At 37.3% G+C, this 15813-nt stretch carries 18 protein-coding genes; all 18 read right to left on the bottom strand.

Going from position 1 to position 15813, the window contains the following annotated elements:
• Positions 1 to 2: 2 nt before the first annotated feature.
• A complete protein-coding gene (locus APF76_17460; GenBank protein ID KUO51268.1) occupies positions 3 to 299 on the bottom strand; it encodes a cation:proton antiporter in 297 nt (98 codons plus the stop codon).
• Between the two features lie 4 nt (positions 300 to 303).
• Entirely contained in the window at positions 304 to 567 is a 264-nt protein-coding gene (locus APF76_17455) for a pH regulation protein F (protein ID KUO51333.1), read from the bottom strand.
• A gap of 2 nt (positions 568 to 569) precedes the next feature.
• Positions 570 to 1151 carry a hypothetical protein gene (locus tag APF76_17450; GenBank protein ID KUO51267.1) on the bottom strand — a complete coding sequence of 194 codons (582 nt, stop codon included), beginning with the start codon at positions 1149 to 1151 and terminating at the stop codon, positions 570 to 572.
• A gap of 188 nt (positions 1152 to 1339) precedes the next feature.
• On the bottom strand, positions 1340 to 1783 hold the full coding sequence (locus APF76_17445) for a cytidine deaminase (protein KUO51266.1): 444 nt from the start codon (positions 1781 to 1783) through the stop codon (positions 1340 to 1342).
• Positions 1784 to 2031: 248 nt separating this feature from the next.
• Positions 2032 to 3282: a serine hydroxymethyltransferase gene (locus APF76_17440; GenBank protein ID KUO51265.1), complete on the bottom strand. Its 1251-nt coding sequence runs from the start codon at positions 3280 to 3282 to the stop codon at positions 2032 to 2034.
• Positions 3283 to 3371: 89 nt separating this feature from the next.
• Positions 3372 to 3821 (bottom strand): ribose-5-phosphate isomerase, encoded by a 450-nt coding sequence (locus APF76_17435; protein KUO51264.1) that lies wholly within the window; start codon positions 3819 to 3821, stop codon positions 3372 to 3374.
• A gap of 17 nt (positions 3822 to 3838) precedes the next feature.
• Positions 3839 to 4543 (bottom strand): hypothetical protein, encoded by a 705-nt coding sequence (locus APF76_17430; protein KUO51263.1) that lies wholly within the window; start codon positions 4541 to 4543, stop codon positions 3839 to 3841.
• Between the two features lie 14 nt (positions 4544 to 4557).
• Positions 4558 to 5151, bottom strand: coding sequence for a hypothetical protein (locus APF76_17425; protein KUO51262.1), 594 nt, complete (start codon positions 5149 to 5151; stop codon positions 4558 to 4560).
• A gap of 185 nt (positions 5152 to 5336) precedes the next feature.
• Entirely contained in the window at positions 5337 to 6068 is a 732-nt protein-coding gene (locus APF76_17420) for a hypothetical protein (GenBank protein KUO51261.1), read from the bottom strand.
• Positions 6069 to 6134: 66 nt separating this feature from the next.
• Complete coding sequence (locus APF76_17415) at positions 6135 to 7193, bottom strand: tRNA threonylcarbamoyladenosine biosynthesis protein (GenBank protein KUO51260.1); 1059 nt, start codon at positions 7191 to 7193, stop codon at positions 6135 to 6137.
• 41 nt (positions 7194 to 7234) lie between these two features.
• Positions 7235 to 8401, bottom strand: a complete 1167-nt coding sequence (locus APF76_17410; GenBank protein ID KUO51332.1) for a hypothetical protein — start codon at positions 8399 to 8401, stop codon at positions 7235 to 7237.
• Positions 8402 to 8619: 218 nt separating this feature from the next.
• Positions 8620 to 9462: a hypothetical protein gene (locus APF76_17405; GenBank protein KUO51259.1), complete on the bottom strand. Its 843-nt coding sequence runs from the start codon at positions 9460 to 9462 to the stop codon at positions 8620 to 8622.
• Between the two features lie 22 nt (positions 9463 to 9484).
• Positions 9485 to 10555, bottom strand: a complete 1071-nt coding sequence (locus APF76_17400) for a peptide chain release factor 1 (GenBank protein KUO51258.1) — start codon at positions 10553 to 10555, stop codon at positions 9485 to 9487.
• Complete coding sequence (locus APF76_17395) at positions 10548 to 11459, bottom strand: hypothetical protein (protein ID KUO51257.1); 912 nt, start codon at positions 11457 to 11459, stop codon at positions 10548 to 10550. Before APF76_17395 ends, APF76_17400 begins: the two co-directional genes overlap by 8 nt.
• 211 nt (positions 11460 to 11670) lie before the next feature.
• A complete protein-coding gene (locus APF76_17390; protein ID KUO51256.1) occupies positions 11671 to 11877 on the bottom strand; it encodes a 50S ribosomal protein L31 in 207 nt (68 codons plus the stop codon).
• Positions 11878 to 12122: 245 nt separating this feature from the next.
• Positions 12123 to 13031: a hypothetical protein gene (locus tag APF76_17385; protein KUO51255.1), complete on the bottom strand. Its 909-nt coding sequence runs from the start codon at positions 13029 to 13031 to the stop codon at positions 12123 to 12125.
• Between the two features lie 362 nt (positions 13032 to 13393).
• A complete protein-coding gene (locus APF76_17380) occupies positions 13394 to 15010 on the bottom strand; it encodes a carbon starvation protein CstA (GenBank protein KUO51254.1) in 1617 nt (538 codons plus the stop codon).
• A 146-nt stretch (positions 15011 to 15156) separates the two neighbouring features.
• Entirely contained in the window at positions 15157 to 15669 is a 513-nt protein-coding gene (locus APF76_17375) for a hypothetical protein (protein KUO51253.1), read from the bottom strand.
• Between the last annotated feature and the right edge of the window lie 144 nt (positions 15670 to 15813).

Genomic DNA, 15813 nt, shown 5'->3' with positions numbered 1-15813 from the left:
TCCTAATCCCCCTTCATCCATGGTTTAAGACCACATCTATAAGCCTCGCGACATATAATATGGGTACCAATGGGATTAGCAAATAGAATAAAAAATGCAATAATAAGAAATTTTATACCCGTAATGTTAAATCCCTCATAAATAGCCAACCCCGTAAAACTAAGAATCATCCCTAGAGTCTCACTTTTACCCGAGGCATGCAAACGTGTATAAAAATCGGGAAGACGGAGAACTCCAATAGCAGCTACAGTAATAAAGAAAAAGCCAGATAAAAGAAATAAGATAGCTAGTATTTTCACTTTTTCAGATCTCCTTTCCTCCTACATATTTAGCAATAACGACTAAACCTATAAAGCCTAGGATAGCATAGGAAAGGGAAATGTCTACGTACATGTCAGGGCGTTTGTCAATATAACCAATCAAAATTAATAAGAGTATTGTATCAGCTCCAATCACGCCTAGACCATTTAAACGGTCATAGACACTAGGACCCTGAAAAACGCGGAACATCATGGCAAAAACCATAATTCCAATTCCCACAATCAAACCCATAAAAAAAATATCCATGGTCACTTGGCTTGTCCCCCCTTCTGGTTAGCTACCATCTCTTCCTCGTTCTCACAAAAAACATTGCTAATTCGCCTCATCATTTCCCCTTGTCCATTTTCCAAACCGTCTGCAGCACCTAAAGTTAGAGCATGGATTGAATAGACACCTTCTTCACTAATATTCATAGTAATAGTTCCTGGGGTCAGAGTAATAGAGTTAGCTAGTGTCGCATGGGCTAATGGGTTCAACATAGGACGTTTAAATTTTACAACATGAGGGTCAATAGGCATTTTAGGATCTAAAACTATCTTGGCTACATCAATACTGGCTTTAACAATTTCCTTAAGAAGGAAAACCCAATAGAATGCATATTTAGCATAAGGAAAGTCAAAGGCATAAAAATATCTCTTACCATCTTCAGAAGGCAGACGCAATAGCGGCATTGTTACCCAGACAGTAACTAGTACTGTACCCAGACCCATTAACAAATACTTAACTTCAGTCTTTCCAGACATAAGAATCCAGAAAATAAATAAAATTGCTGTTAAACTAATAAAATGTTTTGTTTGCGATGTTCCAATTGTATTGACATTTTTTTTCATCCACATTACCACCTAAAATAAAGTAGTTTACATTGTAACATACAAATTTAAATTCCTTTATAGGATATCAAAAAACTTTATATTCAGTCAATGTTTTAAAATATTATTATCCTAAAGAAAGTTCATCATCAGAAAAGTTCATCATCTTAATCACAAAATTAATTACAGAATTAACTACAAAGGGTTTGTCATGGATAGTATTGCTTTCTTTCACCTGCACTAGTTAAGTATACCACCCTTTTGATCATTGCATTTGTTATCATTCGTCTACACATGAGACAGGGTTCCCCTGAAGCATCTGTGCCATCAAAATTAAAACCTGCTATGTAAATTGTGGAATCTTTCATTTTTACAGGGTCACCATTGATAATTGCATTTTGTTCAGCGTGGACCGCTACACATAATTCATATCGTTCTCCCTTTGGGACTTTAAGCTTATCTCTAACGCACTGTCCCACATCCACACAATTAGCCTCTCCTCTTGCGGAGCCATTAAATCCTGTGCTTATAAGTATTTTATCCTTGACTATGACAGCACCATAAAATCGTCTTAGACAGGTAGATCGTTTAGCAACAACTTGAGCAATTTCTATAAAATATTCATCCCATGTAGGTCTTTTAATTATACTCATTGGTTTTCCCCCAAAATGCTACAATTATATGATTTATTTATCATTATCATACCATAGCAAGGGCAATCTGTGAAAAAAAATATAGACTTTCTGAAACAACAAAAGCCCGGCGAAAAACGCCGAGCTCAAAAAGAAAGACTTCTATATCCTACTTTTACTTTACCACGCAGCTAAGCGTCCGTAGGTAGCTTTGTCTAAACGGGCGCTAACTTCCTGATTAGTTCAGCAGGCCAATGAATTGGCAAGTTTCACTTTACTTCCATGTCAGGATAAAGGGGGTATTTTGTAGTTAATTCTGCTACTTTTTTCTTTACTTCTGTTCTTTCAGAGTCTGTTCCTGTTAATGCTTTGTTTATGCACCATGCTACTACTTTCATGTCTTCTTCTTTTAGTCCTCTGGTAGTTACAGCTGGTGCACCTATCCTGATGCCACTTGTTATTGTAGGTTTCTCTGGGTCATTTGGAATTGCATTTTTGTTTACTGTAATTTTGTACTCATCAAGGGTTTCTTCTGCTTCTTTTCCAGTTAGATTCTTGGGCCTTAAGTCTACTAACATTAGATGGGTATCTGTTCCACCAGACACTATTCTAAATCCTTCTTCAGTTAGCGCCCCAGCAAGGGCAGCTGCATTTTTAATAACCTGCTTCTGGTAATCTTTAAACTCAGGCTTAAGAGCTTCCTTGAAAGCTACTGCTTTAGCCGCTATGACATGCATTAACGGACCACCTTGCATACCAGGGAAAACTGCTTTATCAATTGCTTTTGCATATTTTTCTTTGCAGAGGATCAGTCCACCCCTAGGTCCTCTTAATGTTTTATGGGTAGTACTAGTCACAAAGTCTGCATAGAGTACTGGGTTTGGATGTAAGCCTGCTGCTACTAGACCAGCAATATGTGCCATGTCTACCATGAACATTGCCCCTACTTCATCGGCAATTTCTTTAAATTTATCAAAGTGAATAGTTCTTGGATATGCACTTGCGCCAGCTACTATTAGTTTTGGTTTAACTTCTCTTGCCAACTTGGCAAGATTGTCATAATCAATTTGCTCAGTTTCAGGATCAACACCATAAGGATGAAAGTCATAATATTTACCTGACATATTCACTTTACTTCCATGGGTAAGGTGTCCTCCATGAGCAAGGTTCATGCCTAAAACTTTATCACCTGGATCTAGAATTGAAAAGTAAACAGCCATATTAGCCTGGGCACCTGAATGAGGTTGAACATTAGCATGATCTGCCCCAAATATTTCCTTAACTCTATCTCTTGCCAAATTCTCCACAATATCAACATACTGACAACCACCATAGTATCTCTTCCCAGGATATCCTTCGGCATACTTGTTGGTTAATACAGTTCCTTGGGCAGCCATTACTGCTTGGCTTGTAAAGTTTTCTGAAGCTATCAATTCTAGGTGACTGTTTTGCCTTTCTAGTTCTAGAAGAATCGCTTCTACTGCTTCTGGATCTACTTTTTTAATTATTTCTAAATTCATCAGTTTTCCCTCCTATTAATTAAGAATTCCTTTTAAATTCTGAATTCTGATTCCACTTCTGCTTAGGTGACAAACGAAACGTCCCTGTGTCACCTGTTGTATTTTCTCTCAATCTCTGTAACCTTGTCTACTCTTTTTGAATGTCTACCGCCTGCAAAGTCAGTTTTTAGCCATATATCTATAATATCCATTGCCAAACCAGGGCCAATAACTCTTTCTCCTAAGCAAAGTATATTAGTATCATTATGTTCTCTTGCAGCCCTTGCGGAAAAAGTGTCGTGACACAAGGCTGCTCGGATACCTGGAACTTTATTAGCAGCAATTCCAATACCTATTCCAGTCCCACATACACAGATCCCTCTGTCGAAGCCTCCCTGTGAAACAGCCAAGGCTACCTTTTCTCCAAACTCAGGATAGTCCACTGATTCACAATTATATGTACCCATATCTGAATGCTCTATTCCCTTTTCCTTTAGAAATTCTATAACTTTCCCCTTCAGCACAAAACCACCATGGTCACTAGCTATTGCTACCTTCATAGTTTCACCTCTTCCTACTATTTATTTAAACTATTAATAACTTGTCCAAAAATTATTCTGAGGTTTTCTTCTAATTCATCTGCACATTCCTCATAAACCTGAATAGGCTGTCCAATTGGGTCGTAAACATCTATATCAAGCATTTGTTCTTCCAACCTTTTTAAATCTTCTCTCTCTCTTTTGGTTGATGCATGAAACCTAATGTGCCAATCTTGGATTTTTTTCTCAACATTTAGAAGCTGTTCTTTGAGCTGCTTTTGCTGTTTTTTTAGAGAATCAATTTCGTTTTTGTTTTCTTTATAGAATTCAACTTCTTTATCCTCTAATCTGCCAGCTAGGTCTATAAGTTGTTCTTCCACTTCCTCTTGAGAATCCAAATTGCGAACGTATTCTTTTAAAGTAAAGACCTTTTCTTGTGCCTTTGGAACCATTGTCAAAACATGCTGTTTATGGTTTCTGGTCATTGTTAGAACTAGGTCAGCCTCTTCAATTAATTCTGGTGTTAATTGCTTTGCTGTATGTTTTTTTAAATCTAAACCTCTTTCTTCCATGACATTAACTGCACACTCTGGCGCTTTACTATCAGGTATTACTGAAGTTCCTGCCGAAACAACCTTTACTCTTTTTTCGGCATCTTTTTCCTTGATGATACCCTTTGCTATTGCTCGAGCCATTGAACTTCTACAGGTATTTCCTGTACAGACAAATAATATTGTAAACACTTGGTTTTCCCCTCCTAGAAAAAGAACATCCTAATACCAATAGCAACTAATATAGCTCCACCAATTATTTGAGCTTTATCTCCAAACCATCCACCTAATTTTTTCCCAAATATAAAACCTGCAGCTGTCATAATGCCTGCAACTAAACCTAATGTAAGCACAGTTAGAATTAGATTAAACTGTAATGCTCCAAGACCAAACCCTACTGTTAGGGCATCTAGGCTTACACTACTAGCAAGAACAATAATTCCCCAAAAACCTGCTGCAACTCTAATATTATTTCCTTTTTCATTAAGAAATCCGAGTGGCTTTAGTGCCATAGGAACTCCATCTCCTTGACCACCCTTAATTCCCCCTCGTATCATTAATATTCCTATAAAGGCTAAAACTAAGGAACCCACAATTGCAGCTAGTCTGCCAATGGCCCTACCTAGTAGTACTCCTAAAGATAAGCCTACAAGAGGCATTATAACATGAAATACAAGAACAACGAGGGAGATAATGATAATTTGTCTATTTCTTATTCCATAAGTTCCAATACCTATTGCCATGGAAAATGCATCTGTTCCTAGAGCTACTGCAATGATTAATACAGTTATAAACTCCATTATTTACCTCCCTCTGCTCAATTACGATGTTTTTTCATTAACTCATCTGCTCCTTATTATTCCTTAAAACTTCGTATTTAAATCTATAATTCAGAAGACAGAAGACAGAAGACAGAATAAAATCTAAAGAACTTAGTGCTCTTATTCTGACTACTGGCTACCGACTCCTGACTCCTAGCTTTAGATTATCCATGAATAATAGTCAAAACTATAATAACACCAAATCCTATAATTGCTCCTAATCTCGCATAGTTTGGATGTCTCTGACGCGCTTCTGGGATAAGTTCAAAAAATACTATGTAACTCATTGCTCCTCCAGCAAGTGCAAGTAAAAACGAAATTTTTTCAGGTGAGATGCTTATTATAAAAAGGCCAATTAAAGTACCAATTGGTGTAAAAAGGCTTACGAAACCAATAACAATTAAAATTGTTACTGGTTTCATTCCTCCCATTCTTAATGGTGCCGCTGTTGCCATTCCTTCGGGTATATTATGAAGTCCTATTGCTAGGGCAATTAACCAACCGAGATTTTCCTTGGCAGCATACCCTACTGCTATTGCAATACCTTCAGGCAGGTCATGTAGGGCTATTCCAATGGCAATAAGATAGCCCATATTTAAGAGATATCTCATATCCCTCTGAGCCGGAGTTGTAGGTGAGATTATATTTAGCAGTTGATCCATGAGGAGTAAAAACAGTATTCCAAAAATAAAGCCATAAAACGTGGTTAAAATTGTCCCATATGTATAGGCAGATGGCAACAAGTCTAAAACCACTACCCCCAGCATAATTCCAATTGCCAATCCGAGAAAAACCGCCAGAGACTTCTCTGTTGGCTTCCCCAGAATTAAAACAGATAATCCCCCCAAAAAAGTTGCAAAGCCTGCTAATAAGCTTAGCAATAAAACCTGTAGCATAGATTTTCTCCCCTCTAAACAAAATCAAAACCCTGCTACAAGTTTATTCAACTAAAAACTCCAGTATTACTCAGCTTTTATAACTCTATTTCCACTCGCCTTTAATAGACGATTCATGATTGCTACACCGAGTCCTTTTTCAGATAAGCCTTCTGTCAAAATAACATCCATATTAAATTTATCACAATTACGAAGCAAATGGTAGATTCTCGATGCAATTAATTCCTGCTCATGTTTTGAACCTAGGCTTGCCTTATAGTCCGGTTGTTTGCTGTCAATAATTTTGAGGATTTCATCAGTAGCGATAAGGGCTACCCTATTGCCATTGCTTTTATATTTTTTAACAAGCTCATTTAGCTTGGATGCAACCATTGTAGGATCATCACCTTGTACTAAATACATATCTCCCCTAGGTGCATAATGAATATATTTTACACCTGGTGATTTAGGAGCTATTCTATTATCACTTAAACCAGGATCATAATGAACTTGTCCAACTACACTTTCAAGCATTTCCTTGGTAATCGCACCTGGTCTTAGAATAGTTGGAGTGTCACCTGTAAAGTCTACTACTGATGATTCTATACCCCAACGACTAGGCCCACCATCCACAATCATCTCAATTTTGCCCTTTAGATCTTTTAGAACATGAAAACCTGTAGTGGTACTAGGCCTACCTGACAGATTGGCACTAGGTGCTGCAACAGGTACCCTGGCAAGCTTAATTAGCTTCAATGCTATAGGATGGGAAGGTATCCTAACAGCTACTGTTGGTAAACCAGCAGTAGCCTCATAAGGAACTTGAGGGTTCTTAGGCAAGACTAAGGTTAATGGTCCTGGGCAAAAGGCATTTATGGCCTTTTTAGCTTTCGCAGAAACATAACTAGCTATATCCATAACATCTTTTGTAGAAGCAACATGTAATATTAATGGATTATCCATTGGTCGGCCCTTAGCAATAAATATTTTTTCAAGGGCGTCTTCATTAAAACCATCTGCTCCAAGACCATAGACTGTTTCAGTTGGAAAAGCAACAAGCCCTCCGTCTCTAATAGTCTCGGCTGCTTCTTTTAAAATCATTATGTTAGGATAAAGTGGATCCACTTTTCGGTATTTTGTAATCATAATTTGCTCCTTTGGCATGAAACTAGTTTTCTAAGTATTAGCTATCGAACGAATAACCTTATCAAAGGTGGGGATAAAATTGTTGTAATAATTGCCATTATTACCATAACAGTAAAAATCTCAGGGCTTATTAAAGCTGTATCATTACCAAACTTGGCAACAATTAGAGCTACTTCGCCCCTGGCAACCATGCCTGCACCCACTATAAGTGATGCTCTTTTAGGCAAGCCTCCTATGAATGCACCAAATGCACACCCAAAAAACTTACTTACTACTGCTACCATAGTGATTATTATTGTAAAGAATATGAGGTCTGTTGAGATAGCTCCTAATTCTACTTCAAGTCCTATCCCAGCAAAGAAAAATGGGATAAAGAATGAATACCCTACAGTTTCTATAGATCTAAGGAGGCTTCCTCCCTGATTAACAGTTCTAACCATTAACCCAGCAAGATATGCCCCTATTATTCCCGCTAAACCCATATACTGGGCAGCAACGGCGTAAATTAGAGCTATAATTATACAAGTAGTCACTAGTGGAACGGAAACCTGCATTTTACCTGTTATTTTAAATAGAAATGGAAAAAAGAATTTACCTATAAATAGTGCAGTTCCAAAAAATAGCATTACTTTAAGCAATATTGTACCTACATGCAGGGTGCTTAATCCGCCTATAGAAATACCCACAACTAGACTTAAAATTACAAGACCTATTATATCATCTAAAACAGCTGCTCCGAGAATTGTGAACCCTTCTTTTGATTGTAGCTTTCCCAATTCTCTTAACACTTGTACAGATATACTTACAGACGTTGCAACTAGAACCACACCTATAAATGCTGATGTTCCACTTCCATATCCAAAGAGCAAACCTATCATAAACCCAGCCACTAGGGGAAATGTAACCCCTAATAAGGCAGAGTAGGTTGCTGGACGTAAGCTTCTCAAGAGCCTATTGGTATTGGTCTCAAGACCTGCCAGAAACATTAGTAAGATGACACCTATTTCCGCTAGTCCTTTTATAAGCGGGCCTTGGGTTACTAGCCCCAAAATGGAGGGCCCAATGATTATGCCTGCTAGTATTTTACCAAATACAGAGGGTTGACCAAGGGTCTTACTAATATGACCAAATACCTTTATGACCGCAAGTACTATTATTACATCAATGATACTCTGATTATTTTGGAAAAAGTTCCCTGCATATACCATTATATTTGAAGAAAAAAACCAATCCATTATCTATCTCCTAACATTTTTTAGAACTTTAGAACTAAGTTCCCTCTATATAAGAATATGTTAAGAAGAGTAATATAGACTTTATATGACTATCAAGTTAACTCAAAATATCTAATCTACCAACCTGTATATATGAGACGTAGTATACAGGAGAATTCTGCCTTTTAAGAAGTCTTCAGAATTAGTCAGTTTTACTTTATACCAATAACCACCCTATCATGTTGCTGGTAATCTTTTATTATTTCTATATCTCTAAAGCCCTCTTTTGTGCAAATACTACTTACAGAAGCACTTTGATCGTACCCTATTTCAAGGGCTATGTATCCATCTTTAGTAAGTATTGAGTATGCTTGGGGAATAAGTCTTCTATAAACATCCAAGCCATCTTGTCCTCCATTTAGAGCAAGGCCTGGTTCAAATTGAACCTCTTTCATTAAGGTTTCAACTTCACCTGAGGGTATATAAGGAGGATTTGAGACAATTAGATTGGGCTTGAGTTGAATATTTTCTAGGGGTTCTAATAAATCTCCTTGGAGAAAAGTTATACTTACCTTGTGTCTATTACAGTTGTTCTCAGCCACCTCAATGGCTCTTTCACTTATATCTATCGCATAAATATCCCAAGCTGGTCTAAACTTTGCCAAAGAAACAGCAATTGCGCCACTACCAGTGCCAACATCTACTGCTATTGTACCCGGGGGCAGATCTTTTTTTAAGATACTTTCTACAAGTACTTCTGTGTCATATCTAGGTATTAAAACACAAGGGTTTACATTAAGCTCTAAACCCATAAAATCCTGAGTTTCAGTTATGTATTGTAATGGATAGCCAGTTCTTCTCAATTCAATTAGCTCGAAAAATCTTTTAGCTTCTGTCTGCAATAATTCCTCTTGCATATTCATCAACATAGTATGCTTCTGCCACTTAAGGGTGAAACCTAATAAAAGGGTGGCCTCAAACCTGGCATTGCCCACCCCTGATCCTTCTAGAATTTTAACCCCTTCATTTATTAGATTAGAAATTTTCGTATCCATAATTAATCTTCTTCCTATCCTCTTACTCTACCCCTTTTAATTGCTGAGATTGGTCATGTGTTATAAGGGCATCAATTATGTCCTGAATGTCTCCCAGCAGTATCATGTCAAGCTTGTGGAGTGTTAATCCTATTCTATGGTCAGTTACTCTACCTTGTGGATAATTAAAGGTACGAATCCTTTCACTCCTGTCACCTGTTCCTACCTGGCTCTTTCTATCACCTGCCATGGCCTGGTGCTGTTCTTCTTGCGCTTTATCATAAATCTTGGCTCTTAAAACCTTTAGAGCCTTGTCCTTATTTTTTAACTGTGACTTTTCATCTTGACAGGAAACAACTATTCCAGTAGGAATATGTGTAACCCTAACAGCTGATTGCGTTGTATTTACAGATTGGCCACCAGGGCCACTTGAGCAAAACACGTCAATCTTTAAATCATTTTGATCAATTGCAATATCCACTTCCTCTGCTTCAGGTAAAACTGCAACTGTAGCGGTTGAAGTATGAATCCTTCCCCCAGACTCTGTTGAAGGAATTCTTTGAACCCTATGGACGCCACTTTCGTATTTCAATAAGCTGTATGCACCGTGACCTTCTATCAAGAAAGCCACTTCTTTAAAACCTCCAATATCAGTTTCATGGGAGTTTAAAACTTCTACCTTCCAGCCTTTACTTTCAGCATATTTTACATAGAGTCTAAAGAGGTCTCCTGCAAAGAGGGCTGCTTCATCTCCACCCGCTCCACCTCTAATCTCCATAATAACGTTTTTGCTGTCATTTGGATCCTTCGGCAAAAGAAGTAATCTAAGCTTTTCAGCAAGTCGTTCCTTGGTTTCTGTAGCTTTATCCTTTTCCATCTCTACCATTTCTTTAAAATCAGCTTCAAGTCCCCCTTCTCTAAGAAGTCCTTCAGCCTCATTGTAATCTTCTACCGCCTTCTTATAGGCTCGATAGGCGGTAACTACATCCTGTAGATCTGAATGAGCCTTTGCTACCCTTTGTAGTTCCTTTTGATTTGTTAAAACCTTTGTATCTGTCATCATTAGATTTAGCTCTTCATATTTTTTATCAAGGCTTTCTAACTTATCAAACATTTATTTCACCTCTATTGTAAGTTTCAGGATAATTAGGCTCTTCTTTTGAAACGAGCGCTTTTAATGCAGTAATTGCAACCTCTAATTGGGAATCATCAGGTTCTTTAGTTGTTAACTTTTGTAACCATAATCCTGGTGTAATCAAAAATTTAACCCAGCCTCTATTAGAGTTCTTTCCAGTATATTTTATTAGTTCATAGGCTGTGCCTGCCACTATAGGCATTAATAATAGCCTAGAAGAAAATCTCCACCAAATATTTTCGGTATCTATAAAAGAGAAAAGCAAAAGTGCCAGCACCATAACTATCAATAGAAAACTAGTACCACATCTAGGATGAAGCGGTCCATATTCACGACAGTTCTCAACTGTAAGCGGTTTTCTAGCTTCATATGCATGTATTACCTTGTGCTCTGCACCATGGTATTGAAATACCCTTTGAATATCATTCATTCTAGATATAGCTACGATATATCCTAAAAAAATTGCTATTCTTAGTATGCCCTCAATAAAGTTTTGCCAAAAGTAATTCATATTTCCCTGTAAAAGATAAGCTAATCCTGTCGGTATTACCACAAAGAGTACTACTGCTAGAATAAATGCTAAAGAAATTGTAAAAAACATTTCTTTTGAAGTTATCTCTTCATCGTCCTGGTCAGCTGCTTGGTTTGCAGAATAGGTTAACACCTTTATCCCTAGGACCAATGATTCTATTAATGCTAGAACCCCTCGAAGTAGAGGTAGCTTAAATATGGGATATTTATTTGATAACGACTTTATATGACGCCGATCAAGGATGATTTCATCTGTACCCTTGCGCAAAGCAACGGCTATTTCATCCTGACCCCTCATCATTACCCCTTCTATGACTGCCTGACCACCATAGGAGAATTTTTCCTTAGACATACTTACCACAACCTTTACTTTCAGAAGTCGGAAGTCAGGAGTCAGGAGTCAGAATAACCTTAAAACCTTGCCTCTTGCCTCTTGAACATTATATCAGAACATATATGATTTAACTAGCAACTGAAATGCAAAAATGCAGAAGTCAGAAGTTATACTAACTTGATAGTCATGTAGCTACACAGCAAAAAACGGAGCAAATGCTCCGTTATTGTTAACCATCCATACCATATTTCTTTTTAAATCTTTCAACCCGGCCACCTTTTTCAACCAAACGTGATTTTGAACCGGTATAGAAAGGATGGCATTTCGAGCATACTTCAACCCTAATTTCTTTACTCGTAGACTTGGTCTCAAATGTAGTACCACATGCACAAGTTACTGTTGTAGCCTCATATTTTGGGTGAGTATCTTTTTTCATCTGAAGCACACCCCTTTCCCTTAAAATTATGTGTTTTTAGTATGTTATAACTATAGTTATAAACAGGATTCTTGCTTCATATGGAGTCATTAATCCATGAAGCTTAGAAACCGTTATCCAGGGACGTAGCACCGCTTATATCCCACTTATATTTAGCGATGGTAGTCATCGGATAAAACTGTTACACAAACTGTTGACATTATAGCATAGAAAAAGAGGCTTTGCAAATAAAATAACAACTATAACTATCTTAGAAATCTTATGGGATCTACTCTGTTTCCATCCATTATTATCTCAAAATGCACATGAGGACCTGTAGCATTACCAGTAGTTCCTATTGTAGCAATTGCTTGTCCTGCTACCACTTGTTGTCCTTCTTTTACAAGGAGTTGGTTGCTATGAGCGTATAGTGTTTGATTTCCATTGCCATGATTTACAATAACTGTTCTTCCATAGACATTTAACCAACCTGCAAATTCTACCTGACCACTACGAGTTGCTTTAATCTTTGTACCCCTAGATGCTGCTATATCAAGTCCATGGTGAAAACCACTACTTCTAGGCCCATATGGGGAAGTTATCTGTCCTGTACACGGCCACAAAAAATTAGATATTGTACCACGATTTGCTGTTGATACACTTCTCAGTCTGGTATTACTGCTACCAGTATTACTCACAGGAACTGTGTTTTGGACTCCTGGAATAATAAGCTCCTGACCTATTGCTAGTAGATTAGGATTTACTATTCCATTTACCTTTGCTATTTCATTAACAGTTACATTAAATTGATGGGCTATCCTATTTAAGAAATCGCCCCTTTGAACTGTGTAAACTACTTCCTTTTCAACTGGAAGAACTAGTATCTGTCCCGGCCTAACAGCATTTTGAGACAAGTTATTCATAGCTACAACCATTTCTACATCAGTTCCATAGTTATAAGCTATGTCCCATAAAGTATCCCCTGGCTTAACCTGATACAAAGCTGTATGGGAGTTAACCCTTGCCGCTATCTCAGAACTTACCTGTCCTGATAACAACAACTGCTGTGTCATAGCATTAATATCATTAGCAGCTACATCAGTTGCTGTAAAAGCTATAACCATAAATACTACCAGCAGAAGGCTAAGTATCGATTTTAATTTTTGGTGATACATTTATTTCACCTCTTCTTATTTCATTATTAATTTAACTTTCACTTGATTTCTTGTTACCTTTTCTAAAGAAATTGGTATCTTTTTCTATTTGGGCCGTTCACAGGTTATTTTAGCCCCGTTTCTACAAAATTATACATTTTTAGGTCAAATCAAACTATATTTTATGGAATTTTATACTAATAAGGTAATATTTGGCTCTAAGAAAGGTCTACCTACGGCTGCTAAAGTGAATAAAAGATAGTAAAAGACCCTCTAAGCTTGGATACTTGAACTGCCCCTGTCAAGTAGACAGTAGGCAGTTCATATGCTCCCTTTGAAGCAGCTTAAAAGGTCTTATGTTTTTACTTTTTACTTTTACTTACTTAAGCCTTAATGTTGCTGTCTTTTCCAGATGGTGGTGCGGACAATGCTTTAACTGCCATGACTATTAATACTATGGCTAGTACAAATAATGCGGCACCAATGCCTACTAGCAGGAAGTTGCCTGCTACTAAATTACTCTGGAGAAGAAGAACAGTAGCAATCAAGGTAGCTGCAAACATAAATATTGTTGGTATAGTTAGCATTTTATTATTTTTACCTGATTTTTTCAACCAAACTGCTACCGTAATAAGAGATAGTGCAGCCAAAAGTTGATTGGCAGTCCCAAACATTGGCCAAATTAATGCCCATCCACGAAATGCCAGAAGACCCCCAATAAATACTGTAATACCAGTTGCTACAAAGCGATTTCCTAATACTGCCTTTTCATTGCCATCAGCTATAAAGTATTCTTGGAAAATGAAACGGCCTAAACGTGTTGCAGTATCTAAGCTAGTTAAAGCAAAAGCCGATAAAGCAAGTGCACCAAATTGCTTGCCAATTTCAAATTTTATTCCAAAAACTACTAGAAAATTACCTATTCCATCTGCAAAAACATTAATTGGCCCCCCTGCTAAAAGCTCAGTAAGCTTTGGACCAAGCAAATAAGCAGCTGTTATTAATGCTACGAGGGCAAGAACCCCTTCTATAAGCATAGAACCATAACCTACTAATTTTGCATCTTTCTCATTATTTAACTGTTTAGAGGTAGTTCCTGAGCCTACAAGGGAGTGAAAGCCAGATATAGCTCCACAGGCTACAATAACAAAGAGCATCGGGAAAAGATAAGTGTTATTTACACTAAATCCATTATACGTAGCCATTTCTAATTGAGGGTTTAACATCACTATTCCTATGACAGCTCCGCCTAAAATTGCGTATAGCAGGAATGAGTTTAAGTAGTCCCTAGGTTGCAGTAGAAGCCACACAGGTAAAACTGAGGCAACAAAAATATACACAATAAGCAGATACATCCAAGTGCTTGCGGAAAGTGCTAATGGTAATAATTGTCCAAGATAAATGCAAAGCAATAATAGTCCTATACCTAAAACAGTTGTAACAACAAGTCCCATTTTCTTTACATTTAGGGCGTAACCAAAGGCCATTGCCAAGAAAATAAATAGAATAGATGCAGTCCCAGCAGACGGAGTTGAAACAAAAGTATTTGCAGTAATATTAAGAAAAGCAGCAACGACTAAAATCAGGGTTAACCAGGCAAATATTGCAAAAAGCTTTTTACCTGTTTTTCCAATATTTGTCTCTATGACTTCACCAATTGACTTACCTCCATGTCGGACAGAGGCTAACAGAGACCCAAAGTCGTGAACTCCACCAACAAATATCGAACCAACTATAATCCATAAAGCTACGGGAACCCAGCCAAATATACTGGCAGCTATTGGCCCAACTATGGGACCAGCTCCTGAAATAGATGAAAAATGATGTCCTAGAAGTACTGGAGATTTAGCAGGGCAATAATCTACATTATCACATTGACTATGTGCTGGGGTAGGTTTAGTTGGATCTATACCCCATTGTTTTGCTAGCCAAGCACCATACGTTACATACGCAATTAAGAAACATACTATTCCAATTACTAGTACTAGTATAGCACTCATTTTTAATACCTCCTTCGTTACCTCCTATTTTTTATCACGCACTAACCGTCCATAATACCCCCTCTTCTTCAAGTAGGGGATAACGGACCCTAAGTTCCTGATTAGTTCAACTAACAATCAATGAAGATACTGATTGAAGTTTCACTTTATCTACCATCACTAAACAGGCCCTCATAGAATTTTTTTACCTCCTTTCCTGCAGAATTACAAATTACCTGTTTAGATGATAAATCTATAAGCAAAAATCTTATCTCACTCCAGCCATGTAGGTAAAACATATATGGCTTTTTGTAGCTGAACTTTTTGGCATGTGAAACTAATTCAGCTCCTGGTGGCTTTTCTGTGATTGCTACACCTGTTATTGCTGTTTTCATATGATCTGGATTGGGAGTTACCAGCTTGACAACTGCCTTTTTAAGTGTCATTATCATTTCATCAAAAATCAGGTTGTCGACCTTTTCATAGTACTTAACAAAACAATGTTCTTCATTATTAACACGCCATAAGGAAACATTCCTACTGCCAAAATATTTTTGGTTGCTTTGGTAAAAGTGTGCATAGATATCTAGTGGAAATGGAGCAAGATTTGGAACAGTTTTAACATCATGATAATAACTGTACAGGTCTGTCAGGCGATTTAAGTAGTAATTTTTATCCATATTACCTCAACACCTTGTTTCCATTTGTTGTCTTTGATGGTACTATTCTCCATATATTTATATTTTCCTGCTTTTTACACTCTATTTTAAGTTAGCTCTATATATGCTTCTCACTAATGAAATAAAACAAAATCCTCCCAGCTT

Source organism: Desulfitibacter sp. BRH_c19 (assembly GCA_001515945.1).
GTDB lineage: Bacteria > Bacillota > DSM-16504 > Desulfitibacterales > Desulfitibacteraceae > Desulfitibacter.
Note: the sequence above shows the minus strand (reverse complement) of the source record. Positions and strands in the feature narration are given on the sequence as shown.

Excerpts from the sequence above, each read along its gene's own strand:
- APF76_17455 (KUO51333.1), bottom strand. The coding sequence starts at position 567 with ATGGATATTTTTTTTATGGGTTTGATTGTGGGAATTGGAATTATGGTT.
- APF76_17450 (KUO51267.1), bottom strand. The coding sequence starts at position 1,151 with ATGAAAAAAAATGTCAATACAATTGGAACATCGCAAACAAAACATTTT.
- APF76_17445 (KUO51266.1), bottom strand. The coding sequence starts at position 1,783 with ATGAGTATAATTAAAAGACCTACATGGGATGAATATTTTATAGAAATT.
- APF76_17440 (KUO51265.1), bottom strand. The coding sequence starts at position 3,282 with ATGAATTTAGAAATAATTAAAAAAGTAGATCCAGAAGCAGTAGAAGCG.
- APF76_17435 (KUO51264.1), bottom strand. The coding sequence starts at position 3,821 with ATGAAGGTAGCAATAGCTAGTGACCATGGTGGTTTTGTGCTGAAGGGG.
- APF76_17425 (KUO51262.1), bottom strand. The coding sequence starts at position 5,151 with ATGGAGTTTATAACTGTATTAATCATTGCAGTAGCTCTAGGAACAGAT.
- APF76_17420 (KUO51261.1), bottom strand. The coding sequence starts at position 6,068 with ATGCTACAGGTTTTATTGCTAAGCTTATTAGCAGGCTTTGCAACTTTT.
- APF76_17415 (KUO51260.1), bottom strand. The coding sequence starts at position 7,193 with ATGATTACAAAATACCGAAAAGTGGATCCACTTTATCCTAACATAATG.
- APF76_17410 (KUO51332.1), bottom strand. The coding sequence starts at position 8,401 with ATGGTATATGCAGGGAACTTTTTCCAAAATAATCAGAGTATCATTGAT.
- APF76_17405 (KUO51259.1), bottom strand. The coding sequence starts at position 9,462 with ATGGATACGAAAATTTCTAATCTAATAAATGAAGGGGTTAAAATTCTA.
- APF76_17400 (KUO51258.1), bottom strand. The coding sequence starts at position 10,555 with ATGTTTGATAAGTTAGAAAGCCTTGATAAAAAATATGAAGAGCTAAAT.
- APF76_17395 (KUO51257.1), bottom strand. The coding sequence starts at position 11,459 with ATGTCTAAGGAAAAATTCTCCTATGGTGGTCAGGCAGTCATAGAAGGG.
- APF76_17390 (KUO51256.1), bottom strand. The coding sequence starts at position 11,877 with ATGAAAAAAGATACTCACCCAAAATATGAGGCTACAACAGTAACTTGT.
- APF76_17385 (KUO51255.1), bottom strand. The coding sequence starts at position 13,031 with ATGTATCACCAAAAATTAAAATCGATACTTAGCCTTCTGCTGGTAGTA.
- APF76_17380 (KUO51254.1), bottom strand. The coding sequence starts at position 15,010 with ATGAGTGCTATACTAGTACTAGTAATTGGAATAGTATGTTTCTTAATT.
- APF76_17375 (KUO51253.1), bottom strand. The coding sequence starts at position 15,669 with ATGGATAAAAATTACTACTTAAATCGCCTGACAGACCTGTACAGTTAT.